Origin of the sequence: Gordonia sp. VNK1 (assembly GCF_040049135.1) — a bacterium.
In the GTDB taxonomy this organism is placed as follows: Bacteria; Actinomycetota; Actinomycetes; order Mycobacteriales; family Mycobacteriaceae; genus Gordonia; species Gordonia oleivorans.
The window spans coordinates 252,512-268,542 of the sequence record NZ_JBDZDJ010000003.1; the positions used below are offsets into that span (position 1 = coordinate 252,512).

The 16,031-nt window shown below is 66.9% G+C and carries 16 protein-coding genes and 1 riboswitch; of the genes, 4 read left to right on the forward strand and 12 right to left on the reverse strand.

The features are described 5' to 3' along the window. Nucleotides 1-13: 13 nt before the first annotated feature. From ABLE94_RS05055 to rsmD, 4 genes are all read right to left on the reverse strand, one after another. The gene (locus ABLE94_RS05055) at nt 14-835 is read right to left on the reverse strand and encodes an amino acid ABC transporter ATP-binding protein (RefSeq protein ID WP_348803377.1); all 822 of its coding nucleotides are present in this window, start codon (nt 833-835) and stop codon (nt 14-16) included. Further along, nucleotides 832-1,890 carry an amino acid ABC transporter permease gene (locus ABLE94_RS05060; protein ID WP_348803376.1) on the reverse strand — a complete coding sequence of 353 codons (1,059 nt, stop codon included), beginning with the start codon at nt 1,888-1,890 and terminating at the stop codon, nt 832-834. Before ABLE94_RS05060 ends, ABLE94_RS05055 begins: the two co-directional genes overlap by 4 nt. Before the next feature lie 46 nt (nt 1,891-1,936). Continuing rightward, a riboswitch (SAM riboswitch) is annotated at nt 1,937-2,045 on the reverse strand. Between the two features lie 104 nt (nt 2,046-2,149). Continuing rightward, entirely contained in the window at nt 2,150-2,638 is a 489-nt protein-coding gene (coaD, locus tag ABLE94_RS05065) for a pantetheine-phosphate adenylyltransferase (RefSeq protein ID WP_348803375.1), read from the reverse strand. An 11-nt stretch (nt 2,639-2,649) separates the two neighbouring features. Next, the gene (gene rsmD, locus ABLE94_RS05070; protein ID WP_348803374.1) at nt 2,650-3,219 is read right to left on the reverse strand and encodes a 16S rRNA (guanine(966)-N(2))-methyltransferase RsmD; all 570 of its coding nucleotides are present in this window, start codon (nt 3,217-3,219) and stop codon (nt 2,650-2,652) included. 198 nt (nt 3,220-3,417) lie between these two features. On the opposite strand from rsmD, the gene ectA reads away from it, so the two are divergent. The 4 genes from ectA (at nt 3,418) to ABLE94_RS05090 (ending at nt 6,929) form a co-directional block, all read left to right on the forward strand. Next, nucleotides 3,418-3,945, forward strand: a complete 528-nt coding sequence (ectA, locus tag ABLE94_RS05075; protein ID WP_348803372.1) for a diaminobutyrate acetyltransferase — start codon at nt 3,418-3,420, stop codon at nt 3,943-3,945. A 330-nt stretch (nt 3,946-4,275) separates the two neighbouring features. Then, on the forward strand, nt 4,276-5,547 hold the full coding sequence (gene ectB / locus ABLE94_RS05080; protein ID WP_348803371.1) for a diaminobutyrate--2-oxoglutarate transaminase: 1,272 nt from the start codon (nt 4,276-4,278) through the stop codon (nt 5,545-5,547). Next, nucleotides 5,544-5,978: an ectoine synthase gene (locus tag ABLE94_RS05085; protein ID WP_348803369.1), complete on the forward strand. Its 435-nt coding sequence runs from the start codon at nt 5,544-5,546 to the stop codon at nt 5,976-5,978. Before ectB ends, ABLE94_RS05085 begins: the two co-directional genes overlap by 4 nt. 45 nt (nt 5,979-6,023) lie before the next feature. Then, nucleotides 6,024-6,929 (forward strand): Sir2 family NAD-dependent protein deacetylase, encoded by a 906-nt coding sequence (locus ABLE94_RS05090; protein WP_348803368.1) that lies wholly within the window; start codon nt 6,024-6,026, stop codon nt 6,927-6,929. Nucleotides 6,930-6,942: 13 nt separating this feature from the next. Here the strand turns inward: ABLE94_RS05090 and proB are convergent, their stop codons facing one another. The 8 genes from proB to ABLE94_RS05130 form a co-directional block, all read right to left on the reverse strand. Further along, complete coding sequence (gene proB / locus ABLE94_RS05095) at nt 6,943-8,058, reverse strand: glutamate 5-kinase (protein ID WP_348803367.1); 1,116 nt, start codon at nt 8,056-8,058, stop codon at nt 6,943-6,945. 84 nt (nt 8,059-8,142) lie between these two features. Continuing rightward, nucleotides 8,143-9,603, reverse strand: a complete 1,461-nt coding sequence (gene obgE, locus ABLE94_RS05100; RefSeq protein ID WP_348808181.1) for a GTPase ObgE — start codon at nt 9,601-9,603, stop codon at nt 8,143-8,145. Nucleotides 9,604-9,765: 162 nt separating this feature from the next. Then, nucleotides 9,766-10,029 carry a 50S ribosomal protein L27 gene (gene rpmA, locus ABLE94_RS05105; RefSeq protein WP_348808182.1) on the reverse strand — a complete coding sequence of 88 codons (264 nt, stop codon included), beginning with the start codon at nt 10,027-10,029 and terminating at the stop codon, nt 9,766-9,768. A gap of 18 nt (nt 10,030-10,047) precedes the next feature. Further along, on the reverse strand, nt 10,048-10,359 hold the full coding sequence (rplU, locus tag ABLE94_RS05110) for a 50S ribosomal protein L21 (RefSeq protein WP_348803364.1): 312 nt from the start codon (nt 10,357-10,359) through the stop codon (nt 10,048-10,050). A gap of 315 nt (nt 10,360-10,674) precedes the next feature. Next, entirely contained in the window at nt 10,675-14,106 is a 3,432-nt protein-coding gene (locus tag ABLE94_RS05115) for a translation initiation factor IF-2 N-terminal domain-containing protein (protein ID WP_348808183.1), read from the reverse strand. Between the two features lie 412 nt (nt 14,107-14,518). Then, on the reverse strand, nt 14,519-14,935 hold the full coding sequence (gene ndk, locus ABLE94_RS05120) for a nucleoside-diphosphate kinase (protein WP_348808184.1): 417 nt from the start codon (nt 14,933-14,935) through the stop codon (nt 14,519-14,521). A 64-nt stretch (nt 14,936-14,999) separates the two neighbouring features. Next, on the reverse strand, nt 15,000-15,470 hold the full coding sequence (locus tag ABLE94_RS05125) for a hypothetical protein (protein ID WP_348803361.1): 471 nt from the start codon (nt 15,468-15,470) through the stop codon (nt 15,000-15,002). A gap of 184 nt (nt 15,471-15,654) precedes the next feature. Then, a complete protein-coding gene (locus ABLE94_RS05130) occupies nt 15,655-15,996 on the reverse strand; it encodes a DUF4233 domain-containing protein (protein WP_348803900.1) in 342 nt (113 codons plus the stop codon). Nucleotides 15,997-16,031: the final 35 nt, after the last annotated feature.

Genomic DNA, 16,031 nt, shown 5'->3' on the forward strand with positions numbered 1-16,031 from the left:
TACCGGGCGTGCGTCAGAGGACGCGGCGCAGGAAGTCCTGTGTCCGTGGGTGCGACGGATGATCGAGGACCTGGTCCGGCGTGCCCTGTTCGATGATCTCGCCGTGATCGATGAAGATCACCGAGTCGGCGACCTGACGCGCGAAGCCGATCTCATGGGTCACGATGAGCATCGTGGTACCAGTGGCCGCGAGATCAGCGATCACCGAGAGCACGTCGCCGACCAGTTCGGGGTCGAGTGCCGAGGTCGGCTCGTCGAACAGCAACACTCGCGGCTCGAGCGCAAGAGCACGCGCAATCGCCACACGTTGCTGCTGACCGCCGGACAGTTGCCGCGGATAGGCATCGGCCTTGTCGGACAACCCGACTCGGTCGAGGAGGTCACGGGCCCGCGCCACCGCTGCGGCACGCGACAACACTCCGCTCGCCGTGGGCGCCGCAGCAACGTTGTCCAGGGCGGTGAGATTGGCGAAGAGGTTGAAGTTCTGGAAGACGAAGCCGACGTCACGTCGCTGACGCAGGATGACCCGCTCCGGCAGCTCCTTGAGACGCCCACCCCCGACGCGGCGCACGCCGATCAACTCTCCCCCGATGCTCACATGTCCGGCGTCGAGGCGGTCGAGATGATTGATCGTACGCAGCAAGGTGGACTTTCCCGACCCGGACGGGCCGAGGATCGCCGCGACCCGACCGGGTTCGACCGTGAGATCGATTCCCTTCAGAACATGGAGGTTTCCGTACCAGCGATGGGCGTTGCGCACCTCGACCCGAGCACCGGCGCCGGTGACGCCAGCCAGGTCCGCGGCGTCGATGCCGACTCCCGATGCCGCGTTCATGATGTCCACCTCGATTGCCGGCTGAGTGTCGCCGCGGTCATCCGCAGTCGCTGCAGCGGTGTCGGCGGTAGGGTCCGAACCGCACCACGCGCGAAGTATCGCTCGACATAGAACTGTGCGACCGACACGATGCTGGTCAGGACGATGTACCAGACTGTCGCGACGAGGAGCAGCGGCACCACGTCGCCGGAGTAAGTGGAACTCTGGGTGGAGACGACCCCGAACAGATCCAGCAGCGACACGTAATAGACCAGCGACGTCGCCTTGATCAGACCGATCAGGAGGTTCACATAGGACGGGACGATGGTGCGCAACGCCTGAGGAAGGGTGATGCGGAGAAAGTGATAGTGGCGCGGCAATCCCAGTGCCGCGGCAGCGTCGTGCTGGCCGGCGTCCACCGACAGCACTCCGCCCCGCACGATCTCGGCGGCGAAGGCCGATTCGTGCAGGCTGATCCCGACGATCGCGATGATCAGCGGAGTCGCCAGATCGGCCTCGGAGAAGTGAAAGAACCCGGGCCCGAACGGAATTCCCAGACTCAGCGACTCATACAGCGCACCGAAGTTGTACAAGATCAGCAGCAGCACGATCAGCGGAATGGATCGGAACACCCACACGTAGATCCAACTGACCGCTGCCAGAACGGGACTCCGCGACAGGCGCATGAGGGCCAGGACGATACCCCCGAGCAACCCGAGAACCGCACTGTAGGCCGCCACCTCGAGGGTTACCCAGAGTCCCTCGATCACGACCGGACGAAAGAACCAGTACGCGAAGCGATCCCACTGGAAGAACGGGTTGGTGATCAGCCCGTGGACGATCTGCGCGGCGATCACGGCGACCACTGCCGTGAGCATCCACCGCCCCGGATGACGCAGCGGTATCACCGGATCACGCGACGGCGGCGCGGGTACATCGACCGGCACGGTCGGGTGATCATCGCGGGCCTGCGGCGACTCCGTCAGCGCCACCGAGCCCGCATCGCGGCCCCGAGATGCCGTCATCTCCGGCCCGCCGAACCCTGTGGTCTCGTCGACAACGACGTCGAACGGCATGACACATCCAGCAACATCAATACAACCTCTTCCGGCCACACGGTGGCCATCGCGCTTATCGGTCCGATACCGATCCGGTTGTCACCTGGAGCACCCCACCGCGACGCGAGGGTTGCCGGCCAGCAAGCCAGGGCTTGACGCTGACGCTCATCACCGTGGTCAGAACGCTACTGCGCGAGGATGTTTCGATGTCGGGTTTGCACCCGCGAGAGTTTTTCTCTGTGCAGAGGTGAAGATCTCGTGCCGAACGAGCGGCCGATCAGACCCGCCGCTCGCCCGCGATCTCGGCGAGGAGACGCTGATGGATATGGGCCGACAGGAACGGCGAGACGTCACCGCCCAGTTTCGCGACCTCTTTCACCAACGAACTCGACACATGCGCGTAGCGCGGATCGGTCAGCAGAAAGATCGTCTCGACGTCGGCCAGGTCGCGGTTCATCTGGGCCATCGGCAGTTCGTAATCGAAGTCGACCGCCGACCGCAGACCCTTCACGATCGAATGGATCGAGTTCTCCCGCAGGTAGTCCACCAGCAAGCCGGTCCACCGGTCCACCCGCACATTGGGCAGATCGGCACAGTCCTCGGCGATGAGTTCGAGGCGCTCGTCGACGGTGAACAGTCCCCGTTTGTTCGGATTCACCACGACGGTGACGACGAGTTCGTCGAAACACCTCGCGGCGCGCTCCACCACATAACGGTGCCCACGTGTGAAGGGATCGAAGGAGCCGGGGATCACCGCACTGGTCATGACCGTTGAACCTACCCGTCCCCTGCGGCCCACCGTCGCATGCCCACGTCGACGGCGGTGTCCCCGTACATCTTCGTCAGGATCACCTCGAGGTCCTCCGGCCAGCTCACCGACGTCCGCCGGGCACGTTCGAGAATGATCAATGCATCGGCGGACACCCACCGCTCACCGAGTCGCGCGAGGTCGTCCTCGATCTCAGCCGGGTCGATGGCATACGGCGGGTCGCTGAAGACGAGATCGAACGGCTGTGAGGGCGAGCCGGCCAGGAAGGTCGACACCGACGAGGTGACGACCTGCGCATCGGGGGCGAGGCCCAGCGCCGCGACGTTCGCCGTGATGACACCGCTCGCCTTGCGGCGTGCATCGACGAAGGTCGCCGTCGCTGCACCCCTCGACAGGGCCTCGATGCCGAGGGCACCCGATCCGGCGTACAGATCGAGGACGTGGGCGCCGTCGAGGTCGATGCGGGCGGCGAGCATGCTGAACAGTGCTTCTCGCACCCGGTCCGAGGTCGGTCGGGTGCCGTCGTCGGGGACCTTGAGTCGGCGTCCACCGAACCGGCCGGCAATGATGCGGGTCACCCCGCCATTGTGCCCCAGGGCCGCGCCGACGAAGGGGAGCCCAGCGCGCCCGTGCGACCCCGCTCTGCCGCCCTGCAGATCCCCCGATGTGACTGGCCTCACATGTGCCCGCTGAACTGGGAATTGGTGGGTCATTCCGTGACCGATTTCCGTCGGTGGGTGAATCCGACGACACACATTGTTAACGTCGGATCCGTCATGAGCCCGTCCCACATAAGAACGGCCCCATCCAACACACTCACTCTCGACTACCGCATTCCGACGGTGACCGACGGAACCCGGCTCTGGGAGATCGCCCGCGATTCCCGCGTCCTCGACGTCAACTCGAGTTACGCCTACGTACTGTGGTGCTCCGATTTCGCAGAGACGTCCATCGTTGCCGAAGTCGACGGCCGCGCAGTCGGATTCGTCACCGGCTACCGCCGACCGTCGGACCCGTCGACCCTGATGGTGTGGCAGGTCGCCGTCGACGACGACCATCGCGGCCACGGCATCGCCGCCGCGATGCTGCATCGCCTCTTCGATCGCACCGCAGAACGTGGCATCGTCGCGATGCACACCACCATCAGCCCGGATAACGTTGCCTCCCAACGGCTTTTCGCGTCCGTGGCAGCGGCCCGCGGCCTTCGGTTCGACCGGCGCGATCTCTTCGCCGCGACGGACTTCCCCGACGCCCACGAGCCCGAGGATCTCTACCTGCTGGAACCCGAGATCCCGGAACCCTGAGGGACTTTCAGGACTGACGTTTCGACGGAGCTCAACGAGCGGTGTGACGGAGCTCAACGAGCGGCTTGACGAGCTCAACGCACGGTGTTGAGGGAGCGCACGGTGTGACGGCGCTCAGCGAGCAGTTTCGACCGGGCTCGCACTGCGATCGTCCGCCCGCCGGTGAAGTGGCACGGTTCGGCACAGGCGGCACCGTAGTGCCGCATGCGATTCCGTCGCATGCGCGTCCGTATCCCTTGCGCTCGTTGGTATTCCATCGCGCATGGGGCACGACCCGGGACGCGGCCGTGCGTCATTACCCACGATTTTTCACCTATCGGAGGTTTGTTCATGAGTATGTTCGATACAACGATTGACGATTCGGTCTTCACCCAGCACGAATCCGAGGTCCGCAGCTATTGCCGCAATTGGCCGACGGTATTCGGCCGGGCCCGCGGATCGTGGCTCACCAACACCGACGGCGATCGCTATCTGGATTTCTTCGCCGGCGCCGGATCGCTGAATTACGGTCACAACAATCCGGTCCTCAAGTCCGCACTCCTCGACTACATCAACGAGGACGGCATCACCCACGGACTCGACATGGCCACCGCGGCCAAGGGCCGGTTCCTGGAGACGTTCGCCGACAAGATCCTGACCCCGCGCGGTCTCGACTACAAGGTCCAGTTCCCCGGCCCCACCGGGACCAACGCCGTCGAAGCCGCCCTCAAGCTGGCCCGCAAGGTCACCGGCCGTGAGTCGATCGTCAGTTTCACCAACGCCTTCCACGGCATGACGCTGGGTTCCCTGTCGGTGACCGGCAACTCGATGAAGCGGGCCGGTGCGGGCATTCCGCTGGTGCACGCCACCCCGATGCCGTTCGACAACTACCTCGGCGGCGCCGTCGAGGACTTCAGCTGGTTCGAGCGGGTCCTCGACGACTCCGGCAGCGGCCTCAACCTGCCGGCCGCCGTCATCGTCGAGACCGTGCAGGGTGAGGGTGGCGTCAACGTCGCCCGTGCGGAGTGGCTGCGCGCCCTGGCAGACCTGTGTGCCCGCCGCGACATCCTGCTCATCGTCGACGACGTGCAGATGGGCTGCGGCCGCACCGGCGAGTTCTTCTCGTTCGAGGAGGCCGGGATCACCCCGGACATCGTCACGTTGTCGAAGTCGATCAGTGGATACGGCCTACCGTTGGCACTCACCCTGATCCGCCGTGACCTCGACGTGTGGTCACCCGGCGAACACAACGGCACCTTCCGCGGCAACAACCCGGCCTTCATCACCGCAACGCGGGCCATCGAGCACTACTGGTCCGACGACGCGCTGTCGCGTGACGTGCACATCAAGGGCCGCCAGATCGACGAGGTGCTCACCACCCTCGCGACCCGGCACGAGGGCGTGTCGACCCGCGGCCGGGGTATGGTTCGAGGACTCGTCTTCGACGAGCCCGCCAACGCCGGCAAGGTGTGCGCCACCGCCTTCGGCGCCGGACTGCTCACCGAGACCTCCGGACCGTCCGACGAGGTCGTCAAACTGCTCCCGCCCCTGACCATTTCGCCCGAGGATCTCGACCGCGGTCTGGGAATCCTCGCCGATGCCACCGAGGAGGTACTCGCATGATCGTCCGTACCACTGACGAGATCACCGGAACCGACCGAGATGTCGCCGACCCCAAGGGCAATTGGGTGTCCAAGCGCATCGTGCTCGGCGGAGACGGGGTCGGTTTCTCCTTCCACGAGACCACCATCAACGCCGGCAGCGTCAACGAGTTCCACTACGCCAACCACATCGAGGCGGTGTGGCTGGTGGAGGGCACCGGCACGCTCCTCGACCGCGAGACGGGGCAGACCTACCCGCTCGCCCCCGGCACGATGTATCTGCTCAACGGGCACGAGCGGCACACCGTCACCGCCGACACGCAGATGCGGATGCTGTGCGTGTTCAATCCGCCCGTGGTGGGGACCGAGGTGCACGACGAGAACGGGGTGTATCCCCTGGTCACAGTGCCCGAACAACCCGAGGGTCGGCACGCGGAGCCGGTCGAGGCCTGAGCCGCCCGGCCACCTCGACGCGTGCGCGCCGATACCCTGGATCACGTGCGCACCCGCCTACAGATCGGCTGGACCCCGGCCGAACAGACGCCGCTCGATCCGGATATCGACATCCGGATCGAGCGGCTTCGTGCGTTGACCGACGGTGCGCGGATCTGCGCGCTCACCGGGGCCGGCATCTCGACCGATTCCGGGATTCCCGACTATCGCAGTCCCGGCGCCCCGGTCCGCACGCCGATGACCGCGCAGATGTTCCGATCGTCGCCGCAGTTCCGGCAACACTACTGGGCCCGAAACCATCTCGGCTGGCGCCACATGGACGCCGCGCGTCCCAATGCGGCCCACCGGGCGCTCACCGATCTGCAGGCCGCGGGCCGGCTGACCGGGATCATCACCCAGAACGTCGACATGCTGCACACCAAGGCCGGCACGCGGCGCGTCATCGAACTGCACGGCTGTTACGGCCGGGTACGTTGCCTGCGCTGCGGCGCCATCACCTCGCGGCACCGGCTCGCCGAACGTCTGGAATCGCTGAATCCCGGTTTCGCCGACCGGGTTCTGGGTCGTGGCGCCATCGAGGTGGCCCCCGACGCCGACATGACCGTCGAGCACACCGGCGATTTCGTCGTCGCCGACTGCCCGCGCTGCGGCGGAATCCTCAAACCCGATATCGTGTACTTCGGTGAGAATGCGACGAAGAGTGCTGTGGCACAGTCATTCTCACTCGTCGATGACAGTGACGCCCTGTTGGTCGTGGGTTCTTCGCTCACCGTGATGAGCGGTCTGCGCTTCGCCCGGTATGCGCGACGCACCGGTAAGTTGCTGATCGTGGTGAACCGGGGCGCCACCCGCGCCGACGACATCGCCGACCTCAAGATCGACCACTACTGCGGCGTTGTCCTGCCCGCACTCGCCGCCGACTCCGCGGCGGCCGATCTCGACGCACCCTGACCCGGACCGAACGTCAGACGGTCACCAGATCGTCGGCGTGCACGACCGGCCGGGACAACTCCACCGGCAGTTCCGAGGTGGAGCGGCCCACCATGGCCGCGACGTCGTCGGCGTCATACGACGACACGCCACGCGCACACACCCGCCCCGACGTGCCGACGAGTTCGACGACGTCCCCGTCGGAGAAGCCGCCCCGCACCCCGACCACTCCGGCGGCCAGCAACGACCGGCGACGATGGGACACCGCGGCCACCGCACCGTCGTCGATGACGATCTGACCGTGCGCATCGGCGGCGTGCCGCACCCAGAATCGCCGCGCCGAGAGACGTTCGGGACGCGGCGCGAAGACGGTACCCACCGATGCCGAACTCAACGCCTGGGCGGCATCGGCCGCGGCGGCCAGCAGCACCGGGACGCCACCATCGGCGGCCAATCGCGCCGCCGCGAGCTTGGATGCCATCCCACCGGTGCCCAGCGCCCCGCCCGAACCGGCGATCACCCCGTCGAGATCGTCGGGCCCGTTGACCTCGGAGATGAATTGTGCGACATGGCCGTTCGGGCCGACCTTGCGCGGGTCACCGTCGTAGAGGCCGTCGACATCGGACAGCAGGACGAGGGCGTCGGCACCGGCGAGGTGGGCCACCAGCGCGGCGAGGCGGTCGTTGTCGCCGAAGCGGATCTCGTTGGTCGCCACCGTGTCGTTCTCGTTGACGATGGCCACCGCCCCCAACGAACGCAGCCGGTCCAGGGTGCGTTGGGCGTTCGCGTGATGGGCGCGGTTGGAGATGTCGGATGCGGTCAGCAACACCTGTCCGACGGTGCGTCCGTATCGATGGAACGAGGTGCCCCAGGCGTGTGCGAGGACGAGTTGACCGACGCTGGCCGCGGCCTGTTTGGTGGCCAGATCGGTCGGTCGCTTCTTCAGGCCCAGCGGGGCGATACCGGCACCGATGGCACCCGAGGACACCACGATCACATCCGAGCCCGATCGCATCCGCGCTTCCAGTGCGTCGGCGAGCCGATCCAGACGTGCCGTGTCGAGTCCGGTGCCGAGGTCGGTCAGCGCCGACGAGCCGATCTTGACGACGAGGCTGCGCGCATGGGTGATCGTGTCACGGACATCGCTCATGCCTGATCGCTCACTGCACTCTCGCCGTTCATTCCTCGCCGCTCATTCGTCGCCGCTCATTCGTCGCCGTTCATTCGTCGCCGCTCATTCGTCGCTGTCGTCATCGTCGACGAGTCCGCGCCGCAGGCGGCGGGCCTGCTTGCGTTCGGCGGCGCCGATCCGTTCGGAACGGTCGAGTCGCACGTCGGTACCACGACCGGTGATCGGGACGTCCTCACCCATCGGGGTGGACGGCTCCCAGTCGAAGGTCATGTCGCCGATCGTCACCGAGGCACCGGGTTCGGCTCCCAGACGGGTCAATTCGTCCTCGACGCCGAGACGGTTGAGTCGGTCGGCGAGGTAGCCGACGGCCTCGTCGTTGTCGAACTGGGTCTGCGCGATCCACCGCTCGGGTCGCGTACCCCGCACGATGAAGCCGCCGGGGATGGACGGATCCGGCTCGACACTGAACTGCGCCTCGTCGATCGCCTTGGGCCGGATGACCGTTCGCCGGGCCGCGGGTTTCGGATGGGCTTCACGGTAGTCCGCAACCATCCGCGCCAGGGCATTGGTCAGTTCCCTCAGTCCCTGATGGGTCACCGCCGAGATCCGGAACACCGGCCAACCGCGTTGTACCAGTTCGGGTTCCACCAGGTCCGCGAGTTCGGCGGCGTCCGGGACGTCGATCTTGTTGAGGATCACCACGCGCGGACGTTCGGCGAGATCACCGAGTCCGTGATCGGCGTCGAGAGCGGGACGATAGGCCGCCAACTCGGCCTCGAGGGCATCGATGTCGGAGATCGGGTCACGCCCGGGTTCCAGTGTCGCGCAATCGACGACGTGGGCGAGCACCGCGCACCGCTCGAGATGACGCAGGAACTCCAGGCCCAGTCCGCGTCCGGTGGACGCTCCGGGGATGAGGCCCGGTACGTCGGCGATGGTGAACACGTCGCCGGCCGACTGCACCACACCGAGATTCGGTGCCAGCGTGGTGAACGGATAGTCCGCGATCTTCGGCTTGGCGGCCGACAGCACCGACACCAGAGACGATTTGCCCGCCGACGGGAAACCGACGAGTCCGACGTCGGCGACCGACTTCAGTTCGAGGACGAGGTCGCGATGCTGTCCTTCTTCACCGAGCAACGCGAAACCCGGCGCCTTGCGGGCCTTCGACGCCAACGAGGCGTTGCCCAGGCCGCCGCGGCCACCCTGAGCGGCCTCGAACGTCGTTCCCTCCCCGACCAGATCGGCCAGGATCGTCCCGTTGCCGTCGAGCACCACGGTCCCGTCGGGGACCGCCAACACCAGATCGTCACCGGTCGCGCCGTCCCGGTTGTCACCCATGCCGGGCCGTCCGTTGCTCGCCTTGGCGTGCGGGCGGAAGTGGAAGTCCAGGAGCGTGTGCACCTGCGGGTCGACCACGAGGCGCACCGATCCCCCGTTGCCGCCGTTGCCGCCGTCCGGTCCGCCCAGGGGCTTGAACTTCTCCCGGTGCACCGACGAACAGCCGTGTCCGCCGTTGCCGGCGGCGACGTGAATGGTCACCCGGTCGACGAACCGCGACATGAGGACTTCCTTCCGTTGACGAACTCCCCTACCGGGACGGACGTCTCAAACAAACAGCCGTGCCATCGGCACGACCCACAAACGACAACAGAGCGGGCCGGGTGCGTATGCCCCTGCCCGCCCTGTCGAAAAGAGCTCTGGTGGTTCTGGTGAACCGCTCGGTCAGGCCTGAGCGGTTTCCGGAACGATGTTCACGGTCTTGCGGCCGCGCTTGGTGCCGAACTCGACCGCACCCGCCTCGAGGGCGAACAGGGTGTCGTCGCCACCGCGTCCGACGTTGACGCCGGGGTGGAACTTGGTGCCGCGCTGGCGGATCAGGATCTCGCCCGCGCTGACCTGCTGACCACCGAAGCGCTTCACGCCGAGGCGCTGGGCGTTGGAATCACGACCGTTGCGCGAGCTGGACGCGCCCTTCTTATGTGCCATTGTCTCGTCCTCCTGGCTTTACTTGATACCGGTGACCTTGAGGACCGTCAGCTTCTGACGGTGTCCCTGGCGCTTGTGGTAGCCGGTCTTGTTCTTGAACTTATGGATACGGATCTTCGGGCCCTTGACGTGCTCGACGACCTCGCCGGTCACGGAGATCTTGGCGAGCTTGTCGGCATCGGTGGTCAGCGTCGAACCGTCGACGACCAGTGCCACCGGCAGGCTGACGGTGCTGCCCGGCTCGCTGTCGATCTTCTCGACCTTCACAATGTCGCCCTCTGCGACCTTGTACTGCTTACCGCCGGTCTTGACGATCGCGTACGTTGCCATCGAAGCTGTCCTCTTGTTCATCATCTCGGGCCGTGTCATGCGTTCGCGTGCCACGGAGTGTGTGGGTGTGTGCGTCCGGTGCGGGCCGTGCGAGACCCCGCACAGCGGTGGGGATTCGCTCAGATCGCTCCGAAGGGCCTGCCGGGAAGGATCTCCGATCACCGTTCGCGGTGCATCCGGATGGATACCGCGCACAGCTGGAACCCTTCGCCAGAGGCGACCAATCAAGGTTACGGGAGCCGGTCACGTCAGGTCAAACTCGCTCCGACGAGCGTGGACGACCCCGACCTCCGGCCCCGTGTCCCGTGATCGGCGTCAGTCCTCCACCGGCGGACCGGCCGGGCGTCCGGCGGCCCGTCGACGGGGGCGTCGGCGTACCGCGACGACCGCCTCGGTGGGCGAGGTGGAGATCGGGCCGAACGTCGTCAGCGGTGCTGCCGTCGTCTCGGCGCGGATCATCGTCGGCGCCTCCGTCGTCGTCGGCGATGCCGCACGACGAGCGGCCCGGCGCCGCGGGCGCCGCTGCCCGGAAGCGGCCTGGGTTCCCGATGCGGCGCCGTTCGCACCGTTGGTGTGCACCTCGGCTGCCTCGACCTCCGGGGTGTCGGTGGGTGCGGGCGGCGCCCCTCCTGAGCCGTCGGAACCGGCGCCGTCGACCTCGACCGCATCGTCGTGCGACTCGTCGGCAACGGTCGTTACGCCGGCGTCGGTGCCGCGGTCGGCAGCGTTGTGCTCGGGCGGGGTCTGGTCGTCGGCGTTCTGCTCAACCGACACCGGCTCGACGTCGTCGTCGTGCGCGTGTGCCGCCATGGCGCGGAACATCGGGTGTTCGGCGGGATTGTGTGCGGGCTTCGCGGGCGTCTCGGCGGGCTGGTCGTTCTTGCGCTTGCCGCGGCGGGACCGCTTGGACCCGGACGTATCACCTCGCCCGGTGTCCTCGGTCTTCACCTCGACCGGCGACGAATGCACGATCACACCGCGACCGCCGCACGACGTGCAGGTGGTCGAAAACGCTTCCAGCAGACCGGTTCCCAGCCGCTTACGGGTCATCTGAACCAGGCCCAGCGACGTCACCTCGGATACCTGGTGACGGGTGCGGTCCCGCGCCAGCGACTCGGTGAGTCGTCGCAGCACGAGGTCGCGGTTGGATTCGAGGACCATGTCGATGAAGTCGACGATGATCATGCCGCCGATGTCACGCAGCCGCATCTGCCGCACGATCTCCTCGGCGGCCTCGAGATTGTTGCGGGTGACGGTCTCTTCGAGGTTGCCACCGGAGCCGGTGAACTTACCGGTGTTGACGTCGATGACGGTCATCGCCTCGGTGTGCTCGATGATCAGCGTGCCGCCCGACGGCAACCACACCTTGCGGTCGAGCGCCTTGGCGAGTTGCTCGTCGATGCGATGCACGGTGAAGGAATCCGGGGCGTCGGCGTGCGTCCGCTCGAACCGCTCCACCCGATCGAGCAGATCCGGCGCGACGGTCTGCACGTAGCCCTCGACCAGACTCCAGGCCTTGTTGCCCTCGATCACGAGCTTGCGGAAGTCCTCGTTGAACAGGTCGCGGACCACCCGCACCAGCAGATCGGGCTCTTCGTACAGTGCCCGGGGGCCGGCCGAGCCGTTGCTCTTCTTCGCGTCGGCGACCGAGGCGTCGATGGACTTCCACTTGGATTCCAGCCGCTCGATGTCGGTTCCGAGATCCTCGGCACTGACGCCCTCCGAGGCGGTGCGGATGATCACCCCGGCATCGTCGGGCACCAACTTGGCGAGGACCTGCTTGAGGCGCTTGCGCTCGACGTCGGGCAGTTTGCGGCTGATGCCGGTCGACGATCCGCCCGGTACGTACACCAGGTAGCGACCGGCGAGGGAGATCTGCGTGGTCAGTCGGGCACCCTTGTGACCCACCGGATCCTTGCTGACCTGCACGACGACGTTGTCGCCGGGCTTCAACGCCTGTTCGATCTTGCGGGAACCGCCGTCGAGGCCCGCGGCATCCCAGTTCACCTCACCGGCGTAGAGGACGCCGTTGCGGCCGCGACCGATGTCGACGAACGCCGCCTCCATCCCGGGCAACACGTTCTGCACGCGGCCGAGGTAGATGTTGCCGACCATCGACGACGACGTCTCGGTGGTGACGAAGTGTTCGACGAGCACGCCGTCCTCGAGCACGGCGACCTGGGTGTAGTCCTCGATCACCGAGTGGTCGGAGTGATCGGATCCGGTGAGCGCGCTGTTGGCGCTGCGTTCGCGCACCACCATGACGCGTTCGACCGATTCGCGGCGGGCGAGGAACTCCGATTCGCTCAGGATCGGCGGCCGGCGACGGCCCGCGTCACGTCCGTCGCGGCGTCGCTGACGCTTCGCCTCGAGGCGTGTCGATCCGGAGATGCCCTGCACCTCGTCGCGGACCCGCTTGCTGCGCGGTTCCCGTTCGTGCACGACGGTGTTCGGCGGATCGTCCGGCGAGGCCTCATCGGGCTCGCCACCACCCTTGCGACGCCGACGACGACGCCGGCGCTTGGAGGTGGGCACCGACGCATCGGCATCATCGTCGTCGGATTCCGTCGACTCGTCGGACTCGGTGTCCTCGGCGGCCCCGGCCGCGTCGGTGTCCGAGTCCTTCGTGGCGGCGGACTTCGTGGCCCCGTCCTTCGCGGCCTCGTCCTTCTTGGCGTCGGACTTCTTGCCCTTCTTGTCGCCCTTCTTGGACTTCTTGCCGCCACCGGATGCGGCATCGGCGTTGTCCTCGGACGCGTCGTCGTCGGACGCCGCGACCGAGGTGTCGTCGGAATCCTCCGAACTCGTCGAGTCGTCACCCGAGTCGGACCGTTCGCCCTGGTCGCCACGGCCGCGACCGCGACCTCGACGTCCGCGACGCCGCCGACGGTTGCGACCGGACTCCCCCGAGCCGGCATCGTCGGAGTCGTCGGACGATGCATCGGCATCGGCGTCGGCCTGATCGGCCGACGATTCGGTCTTCGGTGAGCTGTCGGTCGTCGGTGAAGTGTCGGTCTTCGACCAGCTCTCGGTCGGCGCACTCGCGGTCCGGCGACGCCCCGAACCACCCGAGCCGGTGGCCTCGGGAGCACTCGGCTGCAGGAACAGCGGGCCGTCGGCCACCTCGGTCACCACAACCGGCTCATGACTGGCGGCGTCGGCCGCCGAGAACAACGTCATCGCGGCGGGCTCGGGAACGCTGTCAACGTCGGGCTGAGCGCTGTCAGTGACCTCGGGAGCGCTGTCAACGTCGGGCTGAGCGCTGTCAGTGACCTCGGGAGCGCTGACAACGTCGGACTGAGCGCTGTCAGTGACCTCAGGAGCGCTGACAACGTCGGACTGAGCGCTGTCAGTGGCCTCGGGAGCGCTGTCAACGTCGGACTGAGCGCTGTCAGTGGCCTCGGGAGCGCTGTCAGTGACCTCGGGAGCGCTGTCAACGTCCGACTGAGCGCTGTCAGCGGTGTCGGGAGCGCTGTCAGTGGTGTCGGGAGCGTTGTCGGTCGGCTCGGGAGCGCCGTCGGCGGCCTCGGGGTCGCGAACCCGCTGGGCGACGGCCTCGGCCATGTCGCGTTCGATACTCGATTGTGGGCTGCGCGTATGCGAGCCCAGTTCTGCCAGGTGGGCCAAGACCTGGCGGCTTGTCACGCCGAGTACGCGCGCCAGCGCGTGCACACGGAGTTTGCTGGGAAATTCTTCCACCGGATCCGACGCAGCGTTCGCGTCAGCCGGTGACCCGTTGTCGGTCACTCGTGTCTCCTCGAGCCCCCGGGCGCGTCGTATCGACGCGGCCACGCGAGGGCCTCATCCTGTGTCCCGGCCTTCGGCCGGTGTTGTGTGGTCTGCGCGTCCCGTCGGTGCCGGAATCCGGCTCCGCAAGACGCTCTTGCTGGGTGATGAGCTCTGGTCCACCCTCCACGCCATCGAATGGGCTGTGGCCTGTGAATGGATCACCGCTGGTGAACCACCTCGATGGGGAGGGCGGGTGGGCGGGCACAAGATGTTTCGTGCTGGTCCGACCCGTTTTCCGTTCGTCATCGGCGTCAACGCGGGCAAAGTGTGTCCGCGATAACTTCCCAAGTATCCCACACGACGGGCCGACGCCGGCACACGTGTGCCGCAATGCGCGTCGGCCCGGTGTCGTCGGCGTCCGCCGAACGCCTCAGGAGTCGAGGTCGGGGAACCAGATCGCGATCTCGCGCTCCGCGGATTCGATGGAATCCGATCCGTGTACGAGGTTGTTCTGTGTGGTCAGCGCAAAGTCGCCGCGAATTGTTCCCGGGACGGCCTTCTCCACCGGGTCGGTGCCGCCGGCGATCTGCCGCCATGCGGCCACCGCGCGGGGCCCCTCGACGACCGCGGCCACCAGCGGTCCCGAGGTGATGAATTCCAGCAACGACGGGAAGAAGGGCTTGCCCTCGTGTTCGGCGTAGTGCTTACGCGCCACCTCGTCGCTGACCTGGGTCAATTCGAGGGCGACCAGGGTCAGGCCCTTGCGTTCGATGCGGGCGATGACGTCGCCGACCAGCGATCGGGCGACGCCATCGGGCTTGATCAGTACCAGTGTCCGTTCAGTCACCCCGACACTGTATCCATCGGGACCGCCCGGATCAGGGCCAGTACCGGATCAGGGCCGTACCAGATCAGGGGCAGTACTCGCCGGAGATCGGGTACACCCCGTAATCGAAGAGGTTGCCGCTGTCGGGTTGCGGATCGACGATGATCTGCAGGCATCCCCGCGGGTCGGCCAGCGCCGCCATCATCGCGACATCGAGGCGTGCGGCCAATGCGGCGTTGGCCGGGCGGTAATCGGCGGGTACCGGCAGGGCGAGGATCGCCTCCGGGATGCTCATCGTCGACAGTTGCTTGGTCACCGAGTGGGTCGCGGTGTACTCGAATGATCCGGCCGGCACCGACATCGGCGGACCGGCCTGCGGAATCTCGAGAACCGAGAAACTCGGCGTCGTCTCGGTGGGTGCGACCGGTGCCGCGTGCGCGGTGCCCGCCGACAGCGCCGATGCCAGTGCCGCACCGACCCCGACGGCCAGCGCCGCCGCCCGGAGTCGTGTCGAGAAACGGCTGATGGGCAGGGTGCGGGGTCGATCGACGGTCACGCGGCTCCTCACGGGTTGACGTCAGTGTGCGATGTCGACGTCTCGTGTCGGCATCGGAATCGATGTGCCACGGACATGCGGCGGACGCGCACGTGTCCCCGGACACACTGGCCGCCAGTGTGGCACCGTCGCGTCCCCGGGGGGCCACGAACAGGTCACGATCCGGTCGCGGTGCGTACACACCTCACGCGTTGCCGATCGGCTCCTGCCCGGCCAGTCGGCCCTCACGCATCCGGCGGGCAACGTCGTTGCGCACGTAGCGGATGTAGATCCACACGAACAGGAAGATGACCCCGACGATCGCGATCGACCAGTGGAAGTAGCCGCCGAGGATCACCAGCACCTGCAGGCCGAGATCGATGTCGAGGGCGCGGGAACGTTTCTGGATGCCGGCGGCGAGGATGAGCAACAGCGTGACCACACCGAGGTAGACACCGGAGAACCAGGACAGTCCCGGCCCGATCTTCGCGACCACCGGGAACGTCAGCACCATGACGATGACCTCCAGGATCAACGTTCCGGCCATCACGCCACGCAGACCGCGCCACGGGTCGGTGGCCG